23 protein-coding genes and 1 pseudogene are annotated in these 24,747 nt (G+C 33.2%); 12 read left to right on the top strand and 12 right to left on the bottom strand.

The annotated features are described in order from the left end of the window. Positions 1-94: 94 nt before the first annotated feature. The gene (gene rpmH / locus ACNQGG_RS13375) at positions 95-256 is read right to left on the bottom strand and encodes a 50S ribosomal protein L34 (protein WP_007136275.1); all 162 of its coding nucleotides are present in this window, start codon (positions 254-256) and stop codon (positions 95-97) included. Positions 257-421: 165 nt separating this feature from the next. On the opposite strand from rpmH, the gene ACNQGG_RS13380 reads away from it, so the two are divergent. Continuing rightward, positions 422-937, top strand: a complete 516-nt coding sequence (locus tag ACNQGG_RS13380; RefSeq protein WP_143387941.1) for a DUF2892 domain-containing protein — start codon at positions 422-424, stop codon at positions 935-937. A 202-nt stretch (positions 938-1,139) separates the two neighbouring features. Here ACNQGG_RS13380 and ACNQGG_RS13385 read toward each other — a convergent pair. Together ACNQGG_RS13385 and ACNQGG_RS13390 are read right to left on the bottom strand one after the other, a co-directional pair. After that, positions 1,140-2,031: pseudogene (locus ACNQGG_RS13385) on the bottom strand (lytic transglycosylase domain-containing protein). A gap of 27 nt (positions 2,032-2,058) precedes the next feature. Then, positions 2,059-2,742 carry an alpha/beta hydrolase family protein gene (locus ACNQGG_RS13390; RefSeq protein WP_417964748.1) on the bottom strand — a complete coding sequence of 228 codons (684 nt, stop codon included), beginning with the start codon at positions 2,740-2,742 and terminating at the stop codon, positions 2,059-2,061. A 113-nt stretch (positions 2,743-2,855) separates the two neighbouring features. Between ACNQGG_RS13390 and ACNQGG_RS13395 the strand changes: the two genes are divergently transcribed. Both ACNQGG_RS13395 and ACNQGG_RS13400 read left to right on the top strand, forming a co-directional pair. Continuing rightward, complete coding sequence (locus ACNQGG_RS13395) at positions 2,856-3,578, top strand: pirin family protein (RefSeq protein ID WP_417964750.1); 723 nt, start codon at positions 2,856-2,858, stop codon at positions 3,576-3,578. Positions 3,579-3,602: 24 nt separating this feature from the next. Then, positions 3,603-3,887: a GNAT family N-acetyltransferase gene (locus ACNQGG_RS13400; protein WP_417964810.1), complete on the top strand. Its 285-nt coding sequence runs from the start codon at positions 3,603-3,605 to the stop codon at positions 3,885-3,887. 130 nt (positions 3,888-4,017) lie between these two features. Here the strand turns inward: ACNQGG_RS13400 and ACNQGG_RS13405 are convergent, their stop codons facing one another. From ACNQGG_RS13405 to ACNQGG_RS13415, 3 genes are all read right to left on the bottom strand, one after another. After that, positions 4,018-5,655 (bottom strand): ABC-F family ATP-binding cassette domain-containing protein, encoded by a 1,638-nt coding sequence (locus ACNQGG_RS13405; RefSeq protein WP_417964752.1) that lies wholly within the window; start codon positions 5,653-5,655, stop codon positions 4,018-4,020. A 239-nt stretch (positions 5,656-5,894) separates the two neighbouring features. Then, positions 5,895-7,070, bottom strand: a complete 1,176-nt coding sequence (locus tag ACNQGG_RS13410) for a GlmU family protein (protein ID WP_417964754.1) — start codon at positions 7,068-7,070, stop codon at positions 5,895-5,897. Positions 7,071-7,243: 173 nt separating this feature from the next. Next, positions 7,244-7,495: a type B 50S ribosomal protein L31 gene (locus tag ACNQGG_RS13415; protein ID WP_039109118.1), complete on the bottom strand. Its 252-nt coding sequence runs from the start codon at positions 7,493-7,495 to the stop codon at positions 7,244-7,246. A 241-nt stretch (positions 7,496-7,736) separates the two neighbouring features. Between ACNQGG_RS13415 and ACNQGG_RS13420 the strand changes: the two genes are divergently transcribed. The 5 genes from ACNQGG_RS13420 (at position 7,737) to ACNQGG_RS13440 (ending at position 13,807) form a co-directional block, all read left to right on the top strand. Continuing rightward, entirely contained in the window at positions 7,737-8,270 is a 534-nt protein-coding gene (locus ACNQGG_RS13420) for a DUF4199 domain-containing protein (protein WP_417964756.1), read from the top strand. 9 nt (positions 8,271-8,279) lie between these two features. After that, positions 8,280-9,239 (top strand): glycosyltransferase family 2 protein, encoded by a 960-nt coding sequence (locus ACNQGG_RS13425; RefSeq protein ID WP_417964758.1) that lies wholly within the window; start codon positions 8,280-8,282, stop codon positions 9,237-9,239. Between the two features lie 259 nt (positions 9,240-9,498). Beyond that, entirely contained in the window at positions 9,499-11,226 is a 1,728-nt protein-coding gene (locus tag ACNQGG_RS13430) for a phospho-sugar mutase (protein WP_417964760.1), read from the top strand. Next, entirely contained in the window at positions 11,226-13,055 is a 1,830-nt protein-coding gene (locus ACNQGG_RS13435) for an ABC transporter ATP-binding protein (protein WP_417964762.1), read from the top strand. The genes ACNQGG_RS13430 and ACNQGG_RS13435 overlap by 1 nt, the downstream gene beginning before the upstream one ends. A 50-nt stretch (positions 13,056-13,105) precedes the next feature. After that, positions 13,106-13,807, top strand: a complete 702-nt coding sequence (locus ACNQGG_RS13440) for a hypothetical protein (protein WP_417964764.1) — start codon at positions 13,106-13,108, stop codon at positions 13,805-13,807. Positions 13,808-13,810: 3 nt separating this feature from the next. On the opposite strand, the gene ACNQGG_RS13445 is transcribed toward ACNQGG_RS13440, so the two are convergent. The 3 genes from ACNQGG_RS13445 to ACNQGG_RS13455 all read right to left on the bottom strand — a co-directional run bounded on the left by ACNQGG_RS13445 (position 13,811) and on the right by ACNQGG_RS13455 (position 18,836). Next, positions 13,811-14,530 carry a hypothetical protein gene (locus ACNQGG_RS13445; RefSeq protein WP_417964766.1) on the bottom strand — a complete coding sequence of 240 codons (720 nt, stop codon included), beginning with the start codon at positions 14,528-14,530 and terminating at the stop codon, positions 13,811-13,813. 127 nt (positions 14,531-14,657) lie between these two features. Then, positions 14,658-17,126: a TonB-dependent receptor plug domain-containing protein gene (locus tag ACNQGG_RS13450; protein WP_417964768.1), complete on the bottom strand. Its 2,469-nt coding sequence runs from the start codon at positions 17,124-17,126 to the stop codon at positions 14,658-14,660. 12 nt (positions 17,127-17,138) lie between these two features. Next, on the bottom strand, positions 17,139-18,836 hold the full coding sequence (locus ACNQGG_RS13455) for a M23 family metallopeptidase (RefSeq protein ID WP_417964770.1): 1,698 nt from the start codon (positions 18,834-18,836) through the stop codon (positions 17,139-17,141). Between the two features lie 179 nt (positions 18,837-19,015). Between ACNQGG_RS13455 and ACNQGG_RS13460 the strand changes: the two genes are divergently transcribed. From ACNQGG_RS13460 to rny, 3 genes are all read left to right on the top strand, one after another. After that, positions 19,016-19,306 carry a hypothetical protein gene (locus ACNQGG_RS13460; protein ID WP_417964772.1) on the top strand — a complete coding sequence of 97 codons (291 nt, stop codon included), beginning with the start codon at positions 19,016-19,018 and terminating at the stop codon, positions 19,304-19,306. Between the two features lie 8 nt (positions 19,307-19,314). Further along, on the top strand, positions 19,315-19,608 hold the full coding sequence (locus ACNQGG_RS13465) for a cell division protein ZapA (protein ID WP_035667727.1): 294 nt from the start codon (positions 19,315-19,317) through the stop codon (positions 19,606-19,608). 208 nt (positions 19,609-19,816) lie between these two features. Next, the gene (gene rny, locus ACNQGG_RS13470; RefSeq protein WP_417964774.1) at positions 19,817-21,382 is read left to right on the top strand and encodes a ribonuclease Y; all 1,566 of its coding nucleotides are present in this window, start codon (positions 19,817-19,819) and stop codon (positions 21,380-21,382) included. Positions 21,383-21,485: 103 nt separating this feature from the next. Here the strand turns inward: rny and xerD are convergent, their stop codons facing one another. The 3 genes from xerD to ACNQGG_RS13485 form a co-directional block, all read right to left on the bottom strand. After that, positions 21,486-22,394, bottom strand: a complete 909-nt coding sequence (xerD, locus tag ACNQGG_RS13475) for a site-specific tyrosine recombinase XerD (protein WP_417964812.1) — start codon at positions 22,392-22,394, stop codon at positions 21,486-21,488. Positions 22,395-22,468: 74 nt separating this feature from the next. Beyond that, positions 22,469-23,065: an OmpA family protein gene (locus ACNQGG_RS13480; protein WP_417964775.1), complete on the bottom strand. Its 597-nt coding sequence runs from the start codon at positions 23,063-23,065 to the stop codon at positions 22,469-22,471. A 175-nt stretch (positions 23,066-23,240) separates the two neighbouring features. Beyond that, entirely contained in the window at positions 23,241-23,831 is a 591-nt protein-coding gene (locus ACNQGG_RS13485; RefSeq protein WP_417964777.1) for a porin family protein, read from the bottom strand. A 326-nt stretch (positions 23,832-24,157) separates the two neighbouring features. Here ACNQGG_RS13485 and ACNQGG_RS13490 point away from each other — a divergent pair, with 326 nt between their 5' ends. After that, entirely contained in the window at positions 24,158-24,721 is a 564-nt protein-coding gene (locus ACNQGG_RS13490; RefSeq protein WP_417964779.1) for a porin family protein, read from the top strand. Positions 24,722-24,747 lie beyond the last annotated feature (26 nt).

The raw sequence follows: 24,747 nt of genomic DNA on the forward strand, positions 1-24,747 counted from the left end.
TTTAAACATTAAACTTTTAATCTTATTTTAACGATAAGGTATAAAAAAAGGCGATACTAAAAAAAGTAACGCCTTATATATGTTTATAAAAACATTATTTTTTGTGTCTTGGTTCGCAAGAAACAGTCAATTTATGTCTTCCTTTAGCTCTTCTACGCGCTAGAACTTTTCTTCCATTAGCAGAAGCCATTCTGTCCATAAATCCGTGCTTATTTCTTCTTTTTCTTTTCGATGGTTGAAACGTTCTTTTGCTCATTGCTTTGTATCTTTAAAAATCTTATTTATATGTCTTCCTAATTTCGAATAACTGTTATTCTAAAACCGAGTGCAAATATACAAAGACTTTTTTTTCTCACAAGCAGTTTTGTAAAAATATTTTCAATTCCTTTTACTATATTTGTGATCTTAAAATAAACACACTATGTTTCACAGAAATATTAAACTTATTATCGCCGGACTTATTATAGCTACTGGCATTTGGCAATTTACTGAAGGAAATATCGGCAACGGAATATTCCTTATTTTATTGAGTGCAATTCCTATTTTTCTTTACTTCAAAAACGAATTCATCTTACTTGCCTTCTTAAAACTAAGAAAACAGGATTTTGAAGGGGCTAAAAAATGGTTGGCTTACATCAAAAACCCAGAAACTGCTTTAGTAAGAAAACAACAGGGATATTTCAATTACTTACACGGAATCATGCTTTCGCAAACGAATATCAATCAAGCAGAGAAATATTTCAAGAAAGCGATTGAATTAGGATTGTCAATGGATATGGATTTAGCTGTAGCCAAATTGAATTTAGCTGGAGTTGCCATGACCCGTCGCCGAAAATTAGAAGCTACTTCCTTATTGAATGAAGCTAAAAAATTAGACAAACAGAATATGTTGAAAGATCAGATTACGATGATGAAAGATCAAATGAAGAAAATATAATTTTTACAATTATCGAAAAAGGGTCAAATGATACACATTTGACCCTTTTTTATTTCGTTCAATCCTACTTTGAAAGAATAAAACTAATCCACTTTTTTCATCAACCACATAAGAAATATAAGTTCATTTAAGTATTTTGCTGATCTTAGTTTTACCGTAGATTATATTTTCTTAATGCCTTATATGGTTTAAAAAAAAATAGCTAATATCCCTTCAAAGGAATTTCGATTTGGTATTTTTTACCGGTATCATTTATTAATTTCGTTTCCCTGAGCCAAAGATTGTGTTTTCAAAATCTTATAGTTAATTCCTTGGCTTATTGCAAAACTGGCCAAATCAGTAATCGAACTGTCAATTTCGATTTTCTTAGTTGGTAACGTTGCATATAAATCTTCCGAAGCAATGGCAAATCCATATTTTACCGGATTCTTCATAATTTCTTTCAACGCTAAAATCCTGAAAACATAGCGAGACGTTTCTTCCGTAAGCAACAAATCATAATAATTAGACACTTTTTGAATATCAATTTGCTTATTCACACCTGTCATTCCGCCATTATAAGAGGCTGCCGCCAAGGTCCAACTACCAAATTTTCCTTTGGCACTCAAAAAATAACTGCAAGCTGCTTCTGTAGATTTTTCTAAATCATAGCGTTCATCAACGTTATCATTGACTTCCATTTTTCTTTCTTTGGCAGTCTCCGGCATGAATTGCCAAACGCCTCTGGCTCCTGCTGGCGAAACCACATTCACTAAACCACTTTCTATAACCGCCAGATATTTAAAATCATCCGGAATTCCGTTCTTTTTCAAAATAGGTTCAATTACAGAAAAAGCACGATTGGCTCTTTTTATGGCCAAAATAGTGGACGCATGCAGATTTATATTTACCAGCAATTCCCTATCCAAACGTTCCTTAACATCCGATATTTTCAACGGTGTTTCTTCCCCTGCAAAATCTAGTTTTACAGGAAAAATAGAAACTGATTCTTTTTTTAAGTCTTTTTCCTCGTCTTGATTTGCAGCTGCAAAAATAAATATCCCACTCGCAAAAATTACGGTAAAGAGTAGCGTAAACTTATTTATCAATTTCATTTTTTCTTTTTTTAGTCTTTCATTTCCTTACAAAAGCACATTTACTTCATTTTTTGTTTCCAATATAATGGAAGGCAAATTTTCATTCAACCACTTATACTTATTCAAAATCATAATATGCGTCCCTCCTTTAACAACGACACAATTTTTAATATTTTTTATTGGAAAAACATCATCCATATCGCCATGAATATGAATTACGTTTTCATCAACAACTGTTCTGTCCCAAAGAATAACTTGTTCAACTGCCCAGTTCAAATAACGAATATCCCGGACCGAAAGAAATTTTTCATACAATTTCAATCTTTGATTCACTTTTTCCCCAAAGGAAAATTTAGCCAGACTTTCGATATTTGCAATCAGACTCATAGGAATCAGCTTATAGGCTTTCGTGGTTTTGGCAATTTTCAATCTTCGGGGGAATTCCAAATTACTTCTTACACTCGAAATGACAATAACCTTCCGGGCATCAACATATTTTGCCATTTCCTGCACCAAAATACCACCGAAAGAAACTCCAATCAAAACAGGATTTTTATGCTTAATTTTCTGAGCGATTCGCTTGGTATAATCCATTAAAGATTCATTATCCAGCGGAATCTCCCATTCTAATAGATGCGTTTCAAAAACATCCTCCGGAAGTGCAATCCGTTCAAAAATTGCAGTACTTGCCGCTAATCCAGGCATCAGATAAACTGGTATTTTACTCATAATTGTTTTAACGATTTTATAAGGGCATTCCGATTTTTTATAACGAATTTTGTATAAAAATAATTTTTTTATCGGAAACTACTGGAATTTTCACCTTATATTATCAATAATTTATGACAACACAACTATTTGAATCGAACACAAGAGGCAAAGCAGATTTTGGCTGGCTTAAAGCCAATTTTTCCTTTTCATTTGGAAATTATCACAATCCGGAACGCGTACAATTTGGCATGTTACGCGTTTTAAATGACGACACTATTGCAGGAGGAACAGGCTTTGGTACGCATGGTCATGCCAATATGGAAATCATAACCATTCCACTTGAAGGCGGATTGATACATAAGGACAATATGGGAAATGAAGGTGTAATTCGTTTTGGAGAAGTACAAGTAATGAGTGCTGGAACCGGAGTGGAACATTCTGAAATGAATGCCAGTCAAAAGGACAATGCCAAAACATTACAACTATGGGTATTCCCTGACAAAGAAGGCGTTACACCAAGATACGACCAAAAATCATTTGATATTGAGAATCAAATCAATACCTTTGTAAATATTGTATCGCCAAAAGACAATACTGACGGAAATGCGCTTTGGGTCTACCAGAAAACCTTCTTTTATTTAGGTATTTTCGACACTAACACCACTACGATATACCCAGTTAAAATTCCTAAAAACGGAGTCTATTTATTTTTAATTGAAGGCGAAATAGAAGTTAATAATCAAATTTTGAAGGCAAGAGATGCCATGGGAATAACTGATTTCGATCAATTTGAAATCAAGATTATCACCAAATCAAAAATACTTTTGGTAGAAGTACCAATGAATCACAGTTAAATCAGTATGGAAGCAGCAATCAACATGGAAATCAAGGACAATACTTTTGCAAGGCAATTTGAAACTATAATTGACGAAAGATTAGTTTCTGTTGAGTATTCGTTTCAAGAGAAAAAAATATTTTTAACAAAGATCAATGTTCCTGATTCATTTGAAGACGAAGAATTCATTTCTAATTTTCTAAAAAACATAATGGAGATTGCGATGGAACGAAAATTTAAGGTCGTCCCTATTCTTCCTAAAATAGTGCTGTTTTTTAAAAAAAATCCTATTTATAAAGAATTACTGCCTCCCGGAATACGGTTATAAAAAAATGTCAAAAAAGAATGTGTTTTTTGAAATCCAAAATTCAAATTAGCAATAAAAAAAGGCATACGCTATTTCCGTATACCTTTTTTTTATTCTTCAGAATGCAAATTCCGTTTGCTAAAACTGAATACTACTTCTTCTCTATCTCTCTCATACTGTCCATTTTTTTATTTGCCAAGAAACCAGTAATATCTTCGAAATGCTCCACTACTCTTTTGTTTCCAAATTCAAAAACCTTAGTCGCCAATCCATCCAAGAAATCCCTATCGTGAGAAACCAAAATTAATGTTCCGTCAAAATCACGTAGCGCCTCTTTGATTATATCTTTGGTTTTCATATCCAAGTGATTCGAAGGCTCATCCAGAATCAATAAATTCACCGGTTCCAACAATAATTTTATCATTGCCAAACGGGTTTTCTCACCACCGGAAAGCACTTTTACTTTCTTGGTTACATCATCACCATGAAACATGAAAGCTCCCAAAATATCTTTAATTTTAGTTCGAACATCACCCACGGCAATATCATCAATGGTTTCAAAAATAGTGGCATTTTCATTTAATAAAGAAGCTTGGTTTTGGGCAAAATAACCAATTTGTGCATTGTGACCGATCTCTAAGCTCCCGCCATCAATGTCAATTTGCTTCATGATTGCTTTAATCATCGTCGATTTTCCTTCACCATTTTTTCCTACGAAAGCTACTTTCTCGCCTCTTTCGATCACCACATTCGCATCTTTAAAAACAACATGCTCGCCGTACGTTTTAGACAATTCTTTCACAATCACAGGATATTGTCCAGAACGTACTGCAGCAGGAAACTTTAATTTTAAAGCCGAAGTATCTACTTCGTCAACCTGCACAATAACCAATTTCTCTAACATCTTAACTCGAGATTGAACAGCATCTGTTTTAGAAAATGTCCCTTTAAAACGGTCAATAAAAGTCCTGTTATCCGCAATCATACGCTGTTGCTCGTCGTACGCTTTTTGCTGGTGCACCCTACGGTCTTTTCTCAGTTCCAAATAATGGGAATATTTTGCTTTATAGTCATAAATACGCCCCATGGTAACTTCAATGGTACGATTCGTAATATTATCTACAAAAGCCCTATCGTGAGAAATCACCACCACCGCTTTGGCGGAATTAATCAAGAAATCTTCCAGCCATTGGATACTTTCAATATCCATATGATTGGTAGGCTCATCCAGTAAAATTAAGTCTGGTTTTTGCAAAAGGATTTTAGCAAGTTCTATTCGCATTCTCCATCCTCCAGAAAACTCCGAAGTTTGACGGCTAAAATCTTCGCGAACAAAACCCAAACCAATTAATATTTTTTCTACTTCGGCCTCATAATTTATTTCTTCGATAGCATAAAATTTCTCGCTTAAGTCAGAAACTCTTTCGATTAATTTCATGTAAGCGTCACTTTCATAATCCGTACGAATCGTCAATTGCTCATTGATTTCATCAATCTCCGCTTTCATCCCAAAAACTTCACCAAAAGCTTTAGAAGTTTCTTCCATTACCGTCGCACCATCAGTAGTCAATAAATGCTGGGGCAAATAAGCTACAACAGCATCTTTTGGTGCCGAAATATTCCCGGTTGAAGGCTTACTTTGACCCGCAATAATTTTAAGAAGCGTCGATTTTCCTGCTCCATTTTTACCCATAAGGGCAATTTTATCATTTTCATTTATGGCAAAAGAAACATCACTAAAAAGTGTTGTGCCACCAAATTGTACGGAAATATCGTTAACTGTAATCATTGTTTTTGTTTAAAGTTTAATGTTCGAAAATTTAAAGTTATATTAACTGATGAACATTTTTTTTGAAAGTGCAAAGATAGATTAAATTGATAATTAGACAATTTGCCAATTAGAAAAGTTTTTAAGGAATCTATACAACTAAAATTGTCATTTCGACAAAGGAAATCCCAAGTGAGATTTCTCCTTTGTCGAAATGACAAAATGATGGATTGTTCAGAAGTTAGTTTTAAATGCTACTGCTATTCTTTTCTCCACTTTTTAGATTCCTCAAAAACGTGTTCTAAAATTGCGGCTTCTCTTTCGTCAAAGTCAACATTTCTGCGTGCCATTACTAATCGAGCCGTTTCAAACGCTTTTTTGGTTATATAAGTGGTAAAACCAGAAGCGCCTCCCCAAGAAAAACTCGGTACAAAGTTGCGGGGAAATCCGCTGCCAAAAATATTAGCGCTTACCCCTACTACCGTTCCGGTATTGAACATCGTGTTAATCCCGCATTTACTGTGGTCTCCCATCATCAATCCACAAAACTGAAGTCCGGTTTTAGCAAAACCTTCAGTTTCATAACTCCACAATTTCACTTCTTCGTAATTATTTTTTAAGTTCGAATTATTACTGTCGGCACCAATATTACACCATTCGCCAAGAACAGAATTTCCTAAAAACCCGTCGTGTCCCTTATTCGAATAACCAAACAATACCGAATTATTAACTTCTCCACCAATTCTGGAATGCGGACCAACAGTTGTTGAGCCGTACACTTTGGCAGCCATTTTTACAGTTGCATTTTCGCACAAGGCAAAAGGGCCTCTGATTACGGAACCTTCCATAATCTCAGAATCTTTACCTATATATATAGGACCTGTAGCTGCGTTTAAGGTAACAAATTCTAACTTTGCTCCTTCTTCTATAAATATATTTTCTGGCGCAATAACATTAACACTTTTAGGGATGGGCTGTGATTTTCTGTCTTCGGTTAAGAATTCAAAATCCTCTCGAATCGCTGCATCATTTTTGGAAAAAATATCCCAAGTATGCTCCACCGTTAAGCAATCGTCTTGATATTCTATAATTTCATAGGTATCAAAATCGACTTCTTCCTGGTTTTCGTTCGTATAAAAAGCAATTACTTCTTCTCCTTTAAAAATAGCCTGATTCGACTCCAAATTACTGACCATTTCGACCAAAACATCGTTAGGAAGAAAGGAAGCATTTATCATTACATTTTCTTCCAGTTCTACCATTGGATATTTTTCGGACAAATATTCTTCTGTTAATGTAGTTGTGGTAGAACCCAAACGCATTTCCCATTTTTGACGAATGGTCATTATCCCAATAAGAATATCAGCAACCGGACGCGTGAAAGTAAAAGGCAATAATGCATTTCGTGAAGGACCATCAAAAAGTATGTAATTCATAAAATTGTTTATTTGTGGATTCGTTATTTGTTGATTCGAAAATTTATTTTACCAACCTGCCGTTTTAATATATTGACACCAAAGTTACAAAGTTTTCAAATAGATAAAAATAAAAAAAGCCTCCCATCCCGAAGTGTTGGGAGGAAGGCAATATTTTAGAAAACAAGTTAAAATTATTTAACGTGTTTAGCGTATTTAGTTTTGAATTTATCAATACGTCCTGCAGTATCGATAAGTTTAGATTTACCTGTGTAAAAAGGGTGAGAAGTTCTAGAGATCTCCATTTTTACAACTGGGTATTCAACACCGTCAACTGTTAATGTTTCTCTTGTATCTGCAGTAGATTTAGTGATAAAAACTTCGTCATTTGACATGTCTTTAAATGCAACTAATCTGTAATTTTCTGGGTGAATTCCTTTTTTCATCTTGTTAATCTTTTTTTATTTGTCAATTATAACTTGTTTTGAAGCTTTTCTTCTAACAGAAAAGGTATAAACTCCTTATAACTTTTTGTTTTACAATATTATTTTGAGTTTGCAAATTTACAATTTTTTTTCAATAATCAAATCTTTGCATGACTTTTTTTATATAATCGTAAAAAGCGATTTTTATCCTCGAATATATTGGGAATTGCTATATTTGTGGATTAATAAATAACAGCTACTAATGGTTAATGAAATTATAAAAAGAAACGGAATTACATTTGGGATAATCACAGGAGTAATATTATCATTAATTACTACTTTAATGTATGCAATAGACATAAAACTATTCATCGCCTGGTGGACTACACTTTTAAGCTTTTCTGTTTTTATCATTGTTCCAATTGTATCGCTTTCTAAAACAAAGAAAGAATTAAACAGCATTTTTCCTTTTAAAGAAGCCTTCACTACCTATTTTATTACCGCAGTAATTGGCGTTATTATTTCAGTCGCTTTCAAAATCATTTTGTTCAATTTCATAGATCCTTCAGTAAAAGCTACTCTTCTGGATTTAACCATAAAATATTTGATCAGTACTTCTGAAAAATTTGGAGTAGCGGCATCCTCTTTAAATGAAACCATTTCAAAGTTAAGAGAAACGGATCCTTATTCCATAGTTGAACAATTAAAAGGGTCAATTTTCAACATCTTTTTTTGTGCCATCTTAGGATTGATCATGGCAGCATTTTTTAAAAGCAAATCTTCATCACAAGAATAAATATTAGGAATGAATTTATCTATACTCATACCACTTCTTAACGAAGAGGAATCACTTAAAGAACTTTACACTTGGATCATTAAAGTGATGCAATCGTATAATTACAGCTATGAAATCATTTTTCTGGATGATGGAAGCACAGATAATTCATGGCCTATTATTGAAGAATTTGCCAGTAAAAACCCTCATGTGAAAGGCATTCGATTCATGAAAAACTTTGGAAAATCGCAAGCGTTGCATGCTGGTTTTGCAAAAGCCGAAGGCGATGTCATTATCACCATGGATGCCGACTTACAAGACAGTCCAGAAGAAATTCCCGGATTATATGAAATGATTGTAAATGGTAAATATGATTTGGTTTCCGGTTGGAAAAAGAAACGTTACGACTCCATAGTTGCCAAAAATTTACCTTCAAAATTATTCAATTGGGCTGCCAGAAAAACTTCGGGAGTTGAACTGAATGATTTCAATTGTGGATTGAAAGCCTATAAAAATGTTGTTGTTAAAAACATTGAAGTTACGGGTGAAATGCACCGATACATTCCTGTTTTGGCAAAAAACGCCGGTTTTGGAAAAATTGGCGAAAAAGTGGTCCAACATCAAGCCAGAAAATATGGCGAAACCAAGTTTGGAATGGAACGTTTCATTAATGGTTTCTTGGATTTGATTACCATTTGGTTTCTTTCCCGTTTTGGAAAACGACCGATGCACTTGTTTGGTGCAATAGGATCTCTAATGTTTATCATTGGTTTTATGCTTGCTGGATATATTGGTATTTCAAAATTATACCATATGTATAATGACATGCGTTATAGCTTGGTGACTAACAATCCCTGGTTTTATATTGCACTAACCACAATGGTATTGGGAACTCAATTATTTTTGGCTGGATTTCTTGGCGAAATAATTTTGCGTACCAAAAACAATGAAGAGCGTTACAAAGTTTCAAGTGAGGTTAATTTTTTATAATTTTTACTCTAAATAAAAAATTAATGCAAATCATATTGATTGATTTTGCAAATTGCATTGGGATAATTATTGAAATTATAGGAACCATTTCTCGTCAGTACACGAACTAGCCCTGATAGCAGCGGCATCCTTTTTCTTTTTTCAAGAAAAAGATACAGCGGATAGCAGGAATAGCTCCTAAAAAAATTGAAATTGATTCGTCAAAATAACTATATTTAAATTTTAAACTAAGAATTTAAAACCTAAAAAACATACAAAAATGGATATCAAACAAAACATTTTGGATGCAGTAAATGAATGGCTAACACCAACATTTGACACAGCAACGCAGGAATCTATCAAAGAATTGATGACTACATCGCCTAAAGATCTGGAAGAAAGTTTTTATAAAAATCTTGAATTTGGAACCGGTGGAATGCGCGGTGTGATGGGCGTAGGAAACAATCGCATCAATAAATACACCCTTGGAAAAAGTACACAAGGTCTTTCCGATTATTTGCATACGTCATTTCCTAATCAGCCCATAAAAGCAGTTATTGCTTATGATTGTCGTCATAATAGCGATACATTGGCCAAAGTGGTTGCGGATGTTTTCTCAGCAAATGGCATCCATGTTTATTTATTTTCTAGTTTGAGACCAACACCAGAATTATCATTTGCCCTTAAATATTTAGGTTGCCAATGTGGAATTGTTCTTACTGCTTCCCACAATCCACCAGAATACAATGGTTATAAAGTGTATTGGGAAGATGGAGGACAAATTGTTCCGCCGGAAGACGAGGGAATTATCAATGTAATTGAAAATTTAAATTACAACCAAATCAAATTTACAGCAAATGAAGGTTTGATAGAATATATAGATACCGAAGTAGATCAGGCTTTTATTAAATCATCGATTGAAAATGCCAGTTTCAACACTCCGGCTGCAGCCAAAGAAAATTTGAATATTGTTTTCACTTCGTTACACGGAACTTCAATAACATTGGTTCCAGATACATTATCTCAAGCGGGTTATACGAATGTGCATATTGTTGAAGAACAAAGAGTCCCAAATGGTGATTTCCCAACTGTAAAATCTCCTAATCCTGAAGAGCCGGAAGCATTGGCAATGGCGTTGGCATTAGCGGATAAAACAAATTCTGACATTGTAATAGGTACCGATCCGGATTGTGACCGATTGGGTGTTGCTGTTCGAAATAATGAAGGACAAATGACTTTGTTGAACGGAAACCAGACTATGATTTTGATGACCGCTTTCTTATTGGAAGAATGGAAAAAAGCAGGAAAAATCAATGGGAAACAGTTTGTGGGTTCTACGATAGTTTCAACACCTATGATTATGGAACTGGCTTCAGCTTATGGCGTACAATTTAAAGTTGGTTTAACCGGTTTTAAATGGATTGCCAAAATGATAAAAGATTTTCCTGAACTACAATTCATTGGTGGTGGAGAAGAAAGTTTTGGATATATGGTTGGCGATGCGGTTCGTGATAAAGATGCCGTAGCAGCGACCTTATTAATTTGTGAAGTTGCGGCTCAGGCCAAAGCTAAAGGAAGTACCGTTTACAAAGAATTATTAAAACTTTATGTAGCACATGGTTTTTACAAGGAATATTTGATTTCTATCACTAAAAAAGGAATGGAAGGCTTAGCCGAAATCAATCAGATGATGATTTCTTTACGCGAAAACCCTGTAAAGGAAATCAACGGACAAAGAGTAATCATGTTAGAAGATTACAAATCATCTGTTGCCAAAAACTTACTTACCGGTGAAGAAGAAATCATCGATATGCCAAAAGCCGATGTATTGATTTATTACACTGAAGACGGATCCAAAATTTGCGCCAGACCTAGTGGAACAGAACCTAAAATAAAATTCTATATCAGTGTTAATACTGCATTGGATTCGGTTGAGAATTTCACGAAAGTGGAGGCTGTATTAAACGACAAAATAAAAAATATTATTATTGCAATGCAATTGAACTAATGGACAAAAGCTTATTAAAATTAATTCCTTACACAAAACCTTATAAGTCTCATATTATCTGGAATGTGGTATACAATGTTCTGTATGCGTTGTTCAGTACCATATCTATGCTAACTCTTCTTCCTGTACTTGAAGTGCTGTTTGGCAAAACCAAAACAATCGAAAAAGAACCTGTATACACGGGAATAGGAAATATAAAGCAGTTTGGTTCCGATTTTATGTATTATAAAATTTCAGAATTAACAAAGGAAAATAGCATTCAAGTTGCGCTGTTATTTGTTGTTTTAATGGTTATTACAACATTTCTATTCAAAAATTTATTCAATTATCTCGCTTCACATCACATCATGCACCTCAAAAATGGGGTTTTAAGAGATTTGAGAAAATCAATGTATAATAAAATAATAGAATTGCCCATTTCCTATTATTCTGAAAAAAGAAAAGGAGATATTATGGCTCGAATGCTTGGCGATGTCAATGAAGTCCAAAATTCCTTTTTTTCTATATTAGAACTTGTCGTAAAAGAACCCTTAACCATCGTTTTTGCTCTAGTAACCATGTTTTTTATAAGCACAAAACTGACTTTATTTGTTTTGATTTTTATCCCGATTTCCGGATTAATCATTTCAAAAATCGCTAAAAATTTAAGAGCAAAATCGTTACAGGCACAACAAGAAAGTGGTTTCCTAATTTCTATCGTCGATGAAAGTTTGAGCGGGTTGAAAGTGATAAAGAGTTACAATGCAGAGACTAATTTCAAAAACAGATTTAACAATTCTGTAACCCGATTGTTAAATTTATCAAACAGCATCGGAAACAAAAATAATCTGGCCACCCCATTAAGTGAATTTTTAGGAATCACAACAATTTCAGTCTTACTTTTTTATGGTGGGAATTTGGTGTTAGTAGAAAAAACATTAGAAGGCTCTGCCTTTATTGTTTATCTGACATTAGCTTTTAATATTCTTACGCCCGCCAAAGCCATTTCTAAAGCTTCATATTCCGTAAAAAATGGATTAGCCGCTGCTGAACGTGTTTTTGAAGTCTTAGAAGTCAAAAACGAAATCACTTCTAAAGAAAATGCGATTGACAAAAACACTTTTGATTCTAATATAACAATCCAAAACATCAACTTTAAATACGAAGATGAAGCTGTTCTAAAAGACTTTTCATTGGAAGTAAAAAAAGGACAAACTGTAGCTCTTGTTGGACAATCCGGAAGCGGAAAAAGTACCATTGCCAATTTGCTTACCCGTTTTTATGATGTTAATGAAGGAACAATTTGTATCGATGGAATTGACATCAAAGACATGAATATTCATTCACTTCGTGATTTAATGGGATTGGTAACCCAAGACAGTATTTTATTTAATGATACCATAAAAGCAAATATTTCTTTAGGCAAATTAGATGCTACTGATGAAGAAATAATTGAAGCCTTGAAAATTGCCAATGCATATGAATTTGTAAAAGATTTACCTCTAGGAATTCATACTAATATCGGCGACAGTGGAAACAAACTTTCTGGTGGTCAAAAACAACGATTGTCTATTGCGAGAGCAGTTTTGAAAAATCCTCCGATTATGATACTCGATGAAGCGACTTCTGCATTAGATACCGAAAGCGAAAAATTTGTACAAATCGCTCTGGAAAACATGATGCAAAATAGAACCTCTATTGTAATTGCACACCGTTTATCCACTATTCAAAAAGCCGATTTAATTGTGGTAATGAAAAAAGGAAAAATTGTAGAACAAGGCAAACACGAGGAACTAATTGCTATGGATGGCACTTATAACAAATTAGTAACCTTACAATCATTTGAATGATGATTTAAAATTAGTAGTTTTATGTTCAATTGTGTATTAAATTCTAAAAAATGTATCTTAATAATCCAAACATAAAACTTCCTGAAGATTCTAACACCATCGTTTGGAAATACCTTGATTTATCAAAGTTTCTAGACTTACTGATGTCGCAAAAACTGTTTATGTCGCGCTCTGATAAATTTGAAGATCAATATGAAGGTACTTTTAGCGAACCTACATTTGAAGAAATAAAAAAATTATCGATTGACAATCCTGAATTTCTCAATTTTTATAAAACACATCGGGAAAAAGTAGCGATTAGCAGTTGGCATATCAATGAATATGAATCCTTTGCGATGTGGCAAATTTTCACACAAAACAGCGAAGGATTGGCTATTCAATCCACGATTGGCAGATTACAAAAGGCACTTCATCCTGAGGCCAATTTCAATCAATACATTGGAGAAGTAAATTATATCGATTATAAAAAAGAGTACATTCCGTTTGATGATATGTTTTTTCCTTTTTTATTCAAAAGAAAGAGTTTCCAATACGAACGTGAAGTACGAATTATTTCAGATGTTGCAGACAATACCATCAAAATCAACGATGGTCTAAAGATCAATGTTGATATCAACGAATTAATCGAAAAAATATACATTCATCCAAAATCCGAAAACTGGTACAAAAACCTCGTTATTCAATTAGTAAAACAATTGGGATTTGACTTTACGATTGAAAAGTCCGACTTAGAAAGTGATATTTTAATTTAGGTTTTAAACGGGTTTGTAACTAATTATTTTCCAGTCCTTATTTGACAAATCTACATAGTTATAATGCACTACATCCATTTTATCAAATTGTCCATTTTTATTGGTATCCTCAACGGTTCTAAAATACAAACGATTATTTGATTCAATCAAATTCCAATCGATTAATTCCTGATAACTATCCGATAATTTAGTCAATTTATCACCGCTAATTTCACTTAGATACAATGCCTTAATATCACTCGTATCAAGCTTCCCGTCCTTATTGGTATCCATATCAACCATCGTGTACACCATGATTTGATTTTTAGTTTTGTCAGAAACTGATTTTAAATAAGTTGCAGTTTGAATCAAAACAGGTTTATCAGTTAATGCTTTTATAGAATCTGAACCTATTTTTTGGAACTTTATATTTTGTAAAAACCCGGTAATTTCGTTTTCTCCATAATTAGATATGGTAAAACTTAAATCATTCACACTGGAAGATCCGTATCTTGTTTTTATTCCTTTTTCTCGAATGCTTAAATCTCCCACAGGATGAATCAGATAATTGGTTCCATCCATATGAATGGGCAAATCGGCTATTTCGATATCTGTCGAATCAGTTTTGGCGACGGCTCTTCCCCTAGAAGCATCGTAAGTTACTTTGGGTTTTTCTGAATCTTCTTTGCAACTGGTTAAAAGCAGAACAGAAAGTCCTAATAATGCTATATGTAATTTTCTCATGATGCTATATTATTAAAAAATAAATTCAAATGTAATCATTTTTAAAAATGCTGATGTCATTCTGTAAATGATTTATGATATATAAAGGGCTTAAAACTGCAATAAAAAAGTTCTTATTTCTTTTCTATTACAACTTCGCGCTAAATTTAATATTAAAAACCCTAGTAGTCATGTAATTAGGAATAGCATATTGATTTTTTGAATATACATCCCGAACCCAAGTATTCGTAATTGCATTTTGATTATCAAAGAGGTTAAAAATTTCTAAGCCTATAGCTAACTCCTTAAAGCTTTTAAGCCAACCTTTATTGCCGTTACCCGAACTATTTTGTAAAAACACTTTAGAAAAACCAACATCCGCTCTCCGATAATCCCTCAATCTGTTTTGGTACAAATACGGATCCGCATACGAAGGGGAACCACCTGGCAAACCGGTGTTGTAAACCAAATTCAAGTATATTTTCACACTCGGAATATTAGGCATAAAATCTTGGAACAAAAGCCCAAATTTCAATCTTTGATCTGTTGGCCTGGCTATAAATCCCCTGCTATTGCTATTTTCTTCCGTTTTAAGATAACCAAAACTAAACCAAGATTCTGTTCCTGGCACAAACTCCCCATTCAACCGAACGTCCAATCCCTGCGCATATCCTTTGGCATTATTATTAGCCGCGTAACGTATGCGGACATTATCTATCGTATACGTATTTACATCCGTCAATGATTTATAATACAATTCTGAAACTAGTTTAAAAGGGCGATTCCACATTTTGAAACTATAATCATTACTTAGAACCAAATGAATGGATTGTTGTGCCTTAACATTTGGTTGCACTACTCCATCTGCATCCCTAAGTTCCCTATAAAATGGCGGTTGGTGATACACACCTCCCGAAATCCTGAAAACCATATCCTTTTCCCAATTTGGTTTTATGGCAAATTGTGCTCTTGGACTAAAAGTAACTTGAGATTTACTCCTTGCATTATCTCCAGAAACTTCCCAATTATGCATTCGCACTCCCGTATTATACCAAACTTCACTCGAACCTAAATTATCTTTTCTACTCCATTGTGAGTAGCCTGAAAATCTATTAATCGTATTGAAATTAGTTGCTCTCACATTTTGATAAGGTACTAAAGGTCCTGTATAAGGCGAATACGGCTGTTCATTTTTAGGCATAATAATAATTGGTGGATTTATGGAAAACCCAGCCGAATCAATTACTTCCCACTCCACTACTCTGTCTCGAATAGATTCACGTGTATATTTCACACCCCATTCGAATTGGTTTTCTTTCCAATCGTGAAATCCTTTTACTTCCGTATTTACAATTAATGCATCTAAATCGTTTCGTGCATGATTAAGTTGCGAACCAATTCCTCTTGAAAAAGAAACATCTCCATACGTATCAGAACCGATATTAGCATCCACTTCACCCAAGCGGTATTGGGCAAAAATATCAAAATATTCCTGTTCTAAAGTATGAAAAATAGATCCGATAAATTTCAATGTAAAATTATTCGAAGCATTAAAAGTTGTCTTTAGAGCTCCAAAATAAGTATTAAATTTATCTTTTTCTTGGCCTTCATAATAAATAGAAAGTGCCATAGGACTATCAATAGTTCCAAAATTAGTTTGACGCGTCAATGGTTGATACTGGTATTTATTTTGAGAAATATTCCCCAGAAAACTCCATTGCCATTTAGCCGAAGCCTGATAATTAATATTCGTTTGAATATCAGCAAATATTGGCGTAAAATTCGTTTGTGTTTCTTGGCTTTTTACCAAAAGACTATTGTTACGATACCGAACTCCAGTTACTGCCGACCATTTATTACTTTTAGAAACGGCATCTACCGAAAGGCTTCCGCCAAGAAAACTCGCTTCAAGACTAGCCCCAAATTTTTCTGGTTTTCTATAGGTAATATCTAATACTGAAGATAATTTATCGCCAAATTTCGCCTGAAAACCTCCGGCAGAAAAATCAATATTTTGAACCAAATCGGTATTTGTAAAACTCAATCCTTCTTGCTGACCTGAACGAATTAAAAAAGGACGGTATACTTCGATTTCATTCACATAAACCAAATTCTCATCATAATTTCCACCACGAACGGCGTATTGTGTACTCAGTTCATTATTAGAATTCACTCCAGGTAAGGTTTTCAAAATATTTTCGATTCCCGCATTGGCTCCGGGAATTTTTCGGATAACCTCAGGCTCAATTGTAGTAATCCCCTGAACTCTTTTTCCATTTTTTGCAATAACGATAACTTCGCCCATCTGTTCTTGGTAATCACTCATTACCAAATTGAACTCATAATCTTCATTTGATTTTAAAACAATCGAAACCGTCGTCTTTTTCAAAGAAATATGCGTAAAAATAACCACCAATTTTTGATTGGCAGGAACAGCCAAATCAAAAAACCCATTTACATTAGATTGTGTTGTTTTGTCAAGACACAAAACATTTACATTCTCTACAGGTTGGTTATTTTTATCAAGAATAATTCCTTTAATCCTAGCCGATTGGGCTGATAGAGAAAGCCCAACAAAGAAAAAAAAGAAAACAACTATTAATTTATGAGTACTCAAATGGTTTGGTTTTTATTTTTTTTGGCTTCGAAAAAAATGAGTTTCAAAGATAGTTGAATTTCCTACATTATCAATTACAACCACTTTTAAATCATTGGCACCTTCATAAACAATCCCATCACTGAAATTATGAATTAGTTTTTTAGTTTTATTATCGTATTCGAATAATATCCAGTTTCCATTCAAATAGCCATTATATGATTTTATCCCTGATAATTCATCATTTATAGTAAGCTGAATTGTCTTTTGATCGCTCAACCATTTCCCTTCAATTGGTTTCGTAATAGTGATTTTTGGCGCTATAGTATCTAAAACCAAAGTATACTTTCCTAACGTTTTCACTTTTGTATTAAAAACGTTCTCTTTTCTATACGTTGAATTATAAGTCACTTTCTTACCATCGATTAAACCTATAAATATTTTTTCTCTTTGAGCTTCCGTATATTTATTGTCTTCTATAGAAATTGTAAAATTAGTATGCGCCGGAACAGTATCATCATGAAGATACAAAATATCATTTTTGACATCAAAATTCATATCAAAATCCTCATAAAAAGTTCCTGCAGGAAAAAAAACCGACATGTTATCTTTGGCAAAATTACTGTCTTTGTTCGCTCTTACAAAATAGTTAGACACAACAGGCTCTTGCTCAATAATAGTGGACAATAAATCATATTGAATAGGGATGGAAACCGTACTTTTATTTCCATAAAAATCCGAAACTTCAACTCGATAAACAGAAGTCAAGTTAGGAACTACTGAAATGATTCCGTTGTTTTCACCAGCCTGAATAATACTTAAGCCATATTTATTTTTCATGAATAATTTCTGAATTCTTTGCTGCGTTTTCTTATACTTCGAATAATCTATCAGCGCATTTACATAACGCATATCATCAAAAGAATAGGTGTCGAACTGATACCCAAAATTTGGTTTCCCGTTGTAAAAAGACTGGACTTTAAAAAGACCGTTTTTGTTAAAAGAAACATCGTCATAATCAACAGCAGTTATTCCAAAACCTATTTTCCCATTGGCGACCACTTTTTCAGACAAATAGGTTCCATTTTTTTGTAATGACAAATTAAGCAACAAGGGGCGTTTCGAATGATTTACCGAAGTTTTTGTATCCAAAGGATATACATAAACAGAGGAAATGACAGGCTTTTTTGTGTCCTTAATGTTTTTATCAAATCCGAAAAACATTGGATTAATAATTTTCTCTGTTTTAGTATCTCGAATTTCAAAATGTAAATGTGGTCCCTCTGAGCCTCCTGTGTTTCCAGAAAAAGCGATTATTTGTCCTTTTTTAACAATCAATTCCTCTGGTTTAGGAAACAATTCGATTTCAAAAGATTTCAACGCATAATGGGATTTTTTGTTGTAAACTTCAATACCGTCATTAGCTCTTTGCAAGTGACCATAAACTGATGTATACCCATTAGGATGTGTAATATAAATCGCTTTTCCGTTTCCAAAAGTAGAAATTTTTATTCTTGATATATAGCCATCGGCAACAGCGTAAACCTTTAATCCTTCTTTCTGTTGTGTTTTTAAATCAAAGCCTGCGTGAAAATGATTGGGTCTCAATTCACCAAAATTCCCTGAAAGTTGCATTGGGACATCAAGCGGCGAACTAAAATAATCTTTGGGATAGCCAACTTGAGCAAAAAGAGGACTGCAAAAAAACATAAGAAATATAAAAATTTTCATGGGGTTCATTTTTGCTAAGATAAAAAAAAGTAGGTAATAAAAAATTATAAACGAAATCAAATCCCAACGTATTGAATTACATATAATTGATTTTTTTAACGTAAAAAAATCAATAAAATATTGTAATAATAAAAAGGAATACTAACTTTGTAAGATTAAGTAATGAATTAGAATTAATAATGAGTGTAATTGCAGAAATAATTGATACTCTTGAAAATAAGGTTGAAAAACTTTTCAGTAAACTGAAAGGTTTGGAGAAAATCAATCAAGATTTAAAAATTGAATTAACGAAATCTGCAACAACCATACAAACTCAACATCAAGAGATTGAAGCGCTGAAAACGCAATGTGAAACACTCAAAATTGCTAATACATTATTAGGCAGTGACGATAATAAAAGAGATACAAAGCTTAAAATAAATTCATTAATTCGCGAAATTGATTACTGTATAGCGCAACTATCAGATTAATAATAAATATGGACGATAAGCTTAAAATTAAAATATCAATCGCAGACAGAGTTTACCCGTTAACGGTAGAATTGTCTCAGGAAGAAGGCCTTAGAAGCGCCTCAAAAAAAATTGATGTGATGATAAAGCAATTTGAAGAAAATTATGCTGTTCGGGACAAGCAAGATGTATTAGCCATGTGCGCTTTACAATTTGCCTCACAAGTAGAACAAAAACAAATTGATAATGCAATTGATGGTGAAGCAACCATTGAAAGATTAAAAAAAATCAATGCAGTTTTAGACCAATATCTCGACAATTAAACGTTCTTTACAAAGACTAAGATACTGCCTACATTAGTTCATATTTGGTAAACTCAACACTAACAATTTAGAATGAGCAAATCATCACTACTAAAGCATGCCACGCTTCGGCGAGGAAACTTGAACAGTGAGTTAGCTCAAAACTTGTCTTTCCGAGTTTATTCAATTACCCTAATGTAGGCTTTTTTATATATAAATTTTAACAAACATGGACAACATATTAACGATCATTATTACTGGTTTTATAGGTATTGCAGGAGGTTTTGGAGTAGCCAAACTAATAGAAAAAAGCAATATTTCTAACTTAATTAAAAACGCAAAAAAAGAAGCCGCATCGATTCTAAAAGATGCTAATCTTGAAGCTGAGAACATAAAAAAAGATAAAATTCTTCAAGCAAAAGAAAAATTTATCGAATTGAAATCAGAACATGAGCAAGTAATACTTTCGCGTGACAAAAAAGTAGCAGAAATAGAAAAAAGAGTTCGTGACAAAGAATCTCAAATTTCTAATGAACTATCTAAAGCAAAGAAAGTTAATGATGATTTTGAATCTAAAACTTTAGAATACAGCACTAAAATAGAAGTTTTAGACAAAAGACAGTCTGAAGTAGACAAATTACACAAAAGCCAATTACAACAACTGGAAGTAATCTCTGGTTTATCTGCTGAGGAAGCTAAAAATCAACTCGTAGAGGGATTAAAAGCCGAAGCTAAAAGTAAAGCGATGTCTCATATTCAAGATACGATTGAAGAGGCTAAATTAACTGCACAGCAAGAAGCTAAGAAAATTATAATCAACACGATTCAAAGAGTTGGAACAGAAGAAGCAGTTGAAAACTGCGTATCTGTTTTTAACATTGAATCCGATGACGTAAAAGGTAGAATCATTGGTCGTGAAGGTAGAAATATCCGTGCACTTGAAGCTGCAACCGGAGTTGAAATCATTGTGGATGACACACCAGAAGCTATTATTCTTTCTTGTTTCGACCCTGTACGTAGAGAAATTGCCCGTTTGGCATTACACAAACTGGTAACTGACGGAAGAATTCACCCAGCACGTATTGAAGAAGTTGTTGCTAAAACAGCGAAACAAATTGACGATGAAATTATAGAAGTAGGTAAACGTACCGTTATTGATTTAGGGATTCACGGTTTACACCCTGAATTAATCAAAGTTGTGGGACGTATGAAATACCGTTCTTCTTATGGACAAAATTTATTGCAACACTCTCGTGAAGTTTCTAAACTTTGTGGAATCATGGCAGCTGAACTTGGCTTAAACGTAAAACTGGCTAAAAGAGCTGGTTTATTGCACGATATTGGTAAAGTTCCAGATGCAGAAAGTGATTTACCTCATGCGTTATTAGGAATGCAATGGGCTGAAAAATACGGTGAAAAAGAAGAAGTTTGTAATGCAATTGGAGCGCATCACGACGAGATTGAAATGAAATCGCTATTATCTCCTATTATTCAGGTTTGTGACGCTATTTCAGGTGCGAGACCAGGTGCAAGAAGACAAGTATTAGATTCTTATATTCAACGTTTAAAAGATTTAGAAGAAGTAGCCTACGGATTTAACGGTGTAAAAAACGCTTATGCTATTCAAGCCGGTAGAGAACTTCGTGTTATTGTAGAAAGCGAAAAAGTTTCTGATGAAAATGCAGCTAATTTATCTTTTGAAATATCACAAAAAATTCAAACAGAAATGACTTATCCTGGGCAAGTTAAAGTAACTGTAATTAGAGAGACAAGAGCAGTTAATATTGCGAAATAATACTCCCTTAACCACTTCGAAGGGGAATAAAAATGCATAAACAGTAAGGCTTATTGATTTAAAAATTGATAAGCCTTTTTTTTGCAGCAGAAAGATTCTTCCATTAGAAATCTGATTTTTTTCTGGGATGAAATGTATTAATTACCTGCGATAAAAATTTTCGATCAAGATGAACATAAATCTCAGTTGTAGTGATCGATTCATGCCCCAGCATCAATTGAATGGATCGTAAATCGGCACCATTTTCCAGAAGATGTGTGGCAAAAGAATGTCGCAACGTATGTGGACTGATGTTTTTATTTAAATCTATTTTTACAGCTAAATCTTTAATAATCGTAAAAATCATGGCTCGTGTCAATTGATTTCCTCTTCTATTCAAGAACAATGTATCTTCAAATCCCTTTTTAATATTTAAATGGACTCGCATCGTATCTTTATAAATTTGAATGTATTTTTGAGTCAAATTTCCAATAGGAACAAACCGTTGCTTATTCCCTTTTCCGGTGATTTTAACAAAACCTTCCTCAAAGAACAAATCGGAAATTTTCAAAGCTGTCAATTCAGAAACCCGTAATCCACAACCATAAAGTGTTTCGAGCATGGCACGATTACGCTCCCCTTCATTAGTGGTTAAATCAATAGCGGAGATCAGATTATCAATTTCAGTAACAGATAATGTATCCGGAAGTTTTCGACCCGTTTTAGGCGTTTCAATCAATTCTAAAGGATTAGTATCTCGAAAGTCTTCGAATATTAAATAGCCGAAAAAACTTTTAAGTCCCGAAATGATTCTAGCCTGTGAACGCGGATTAACTTGCTTTGAAATATCATAAATAAACTGCTGAACAGTTTCCTCATCAATATGTAATGGTGAAATAATTGTTCCATTTTTTTCAAGAAAGTGGCATAACCGTTCTATGTCGAAAGAATAATTTTCAATAGTATTCTTTGACAAACCCCGTTCGATTCTTAAATAAGACTGATAACTTTTTATATAAGTATTCCAATTCATATCCCAAAGTAAAGCATTTTTTAGACATAAAAAAACCACGCTTTTAAACGTGGTTTCTTTAATCAAATCAAAAATTATTTTCTCCATTTACCTCCGCCAACATAAAATCCTAAATGAATTCCTAAATAAGTATTAGAAACAGTTCCAACTTTATCTCCATTTAGATTTTGCAAATCAGATTTTGGCACAAGATTATATTCTACCCCCATTCTGAATTTACCCCATTCAAAACCACCTCGCAATAAGGCTCCCATTTTACCGGTTGCACTTACAGAAACTTGATTCGAAGTATTATCTACATCATCAAATTCTACATTTGCAATAGAATAATATCCTGCTCCTGCTCCAATGTAAGGAACGAAAGATTTTCCGGCTTTATTAAAATAATAATCATAAGTTCCTACATAAGAACCATTAGCTGAAACTTTTGCGCTAGTGGTAGTGCCATTATCTTGAATATCGCGAATCATTGCCGCAGCACCTATTCGTAATCCGATGTTCATATTTTCCTGTATATTATATTTAGGTTCAATAGAAAACAACAAACCTCCTCCACCATTTGAAGGGACAGTATATCCTAAATCCAATCCAACTCTAAACCCACCTTTTTTTTGTGAATAACCATTGGTACAAGCCAATGCGATAAATGCTGCTAAAATTACTTTTTTCATATTTTATTTTAAATGTTAATTAAAATAAAAATACGAATAAATAATTATTTAAAATTCTTACTAAATAAAATTACAAACAGATTTATCAACAGCAAAACTACACTAGACTTTTAAAGACCTACATATAAAAAACCTCCCGAATTGGGAGGCATAATATATTGTATTTATAAAAAAATTAAAATTTATATCCTAGGGAAATTAAGAAAACAGAATTTTTAGATTCTGATTCTCCTGGAAATAAATCTTTTTGCACTCGTGTTAAACCCAAATTATAACGTGCGCCAAACATAAAATTTTCAGCAAAATTATAATTGGCACCAAAACCCAAACTTACATCTATTGACTTAGTGTCATCCTTAACATCAATAGATTCTCCCCCAGATTTTGCTTTGGAAGATACCAGAAACCCAATCTGCGGTCCTAATTCAAGACTAAAAGCGTCAGCTAGATAATATTTAGCCATAACTGGAACGTTGATATAATCTAATTTCAAATCTCCCTTATCTCCATCAACTTCTAATTTAACTCCTTGAGTAGAATACAGCACTTCAGGTTGAATGGAAAATTCATCACTTATCATAAATTCTCCAAAAAAACCTACATGAAATCCTATTAAGGACTTTGAATTCATACCATCTTGATCCCCATTAGTAATTGAGGAAATGTTTAAACCTCCTTTAACTCCAAAGGACATAGCTTCTTTGTCTTGAGCATTCACAATCCCAAATGTGAAAACTGTTACTAATAATAAAGTAATTTTTTTCATGATTAATTATTTAAAATTTATAGATCTAAAGTTAAAAAAATCAAATATGACTTTCTTCTTTAGACCATAAAACTCGTTGACTGCCTAATTAATCCGTTTAAATACAATGAAAAATAAGATTTAACTTATTGACTATTAGGTATTTAAAAAAAATAAAACTAAATTTACACAAAAAATAGCTAATTAAAAGCTTCGAAACATTGCAATATTGAAATTAAATTTAAGTGAATATTATAAGTAAAAAACATAAAATTGTAATATTTCTTTACATTAAGAGTTTTACCTTGGATGTTACAAATTAAGAACAATAATTAAATACCAATATTATGAAAAAGACAATTTTAGTTGCCGCTTTACTGCTAGCTATTTCAAGTAATATGCAAGCTCAATTAGTTAAGTTTGGAATCAAAGGAGGTTTAAATTATGCAAATCAAAATGGCTCTGAAGTAACTATTAACAATTCTAATTATAGCACTTCGGCTATTACGAGTTATCATGCAGGTTTAGTAGCTGAAATAAAACTTATCGATAGTTTCTCTATACAACCAGAACTACTTTATTCAACCCAAGGAGCGACTTACAAAAATGCAATTGAAGAATTTAAAAATGAATTAGGCTATTTATCAATCCCAGTTTTGGCAAAAATCAATTTGAATAAAGTGGTTAGTCTTGAATTAGGCCCACAAGCTTCTTTTTTATTGAGTGAAAGAAACAACTTTGATGTCAAAGATGCAAATACTTTTGATTTTGCGGTAGTTGGCGGTTTAGGTCTAAGTATTACAAACCATTTTTTCATACAAGGACGTTATGGATTGGGATTAACAGATGCCTCAAAGGATGCCGAAGTTAAAAACTCAGTTGTTCAAGTTTCAGCAGGTTTTAAATTCTAAGAAAATTAAAATAAATTTATTAAAAC

This window comes from Flavobacterium esculini (genome assembly GCF_048284325.1).
Lineage (GTDB): Bacteria > Bacteroidota > Bacteroidia > Flavobacteriales > Flavobacteriaceae > Flavobacterium.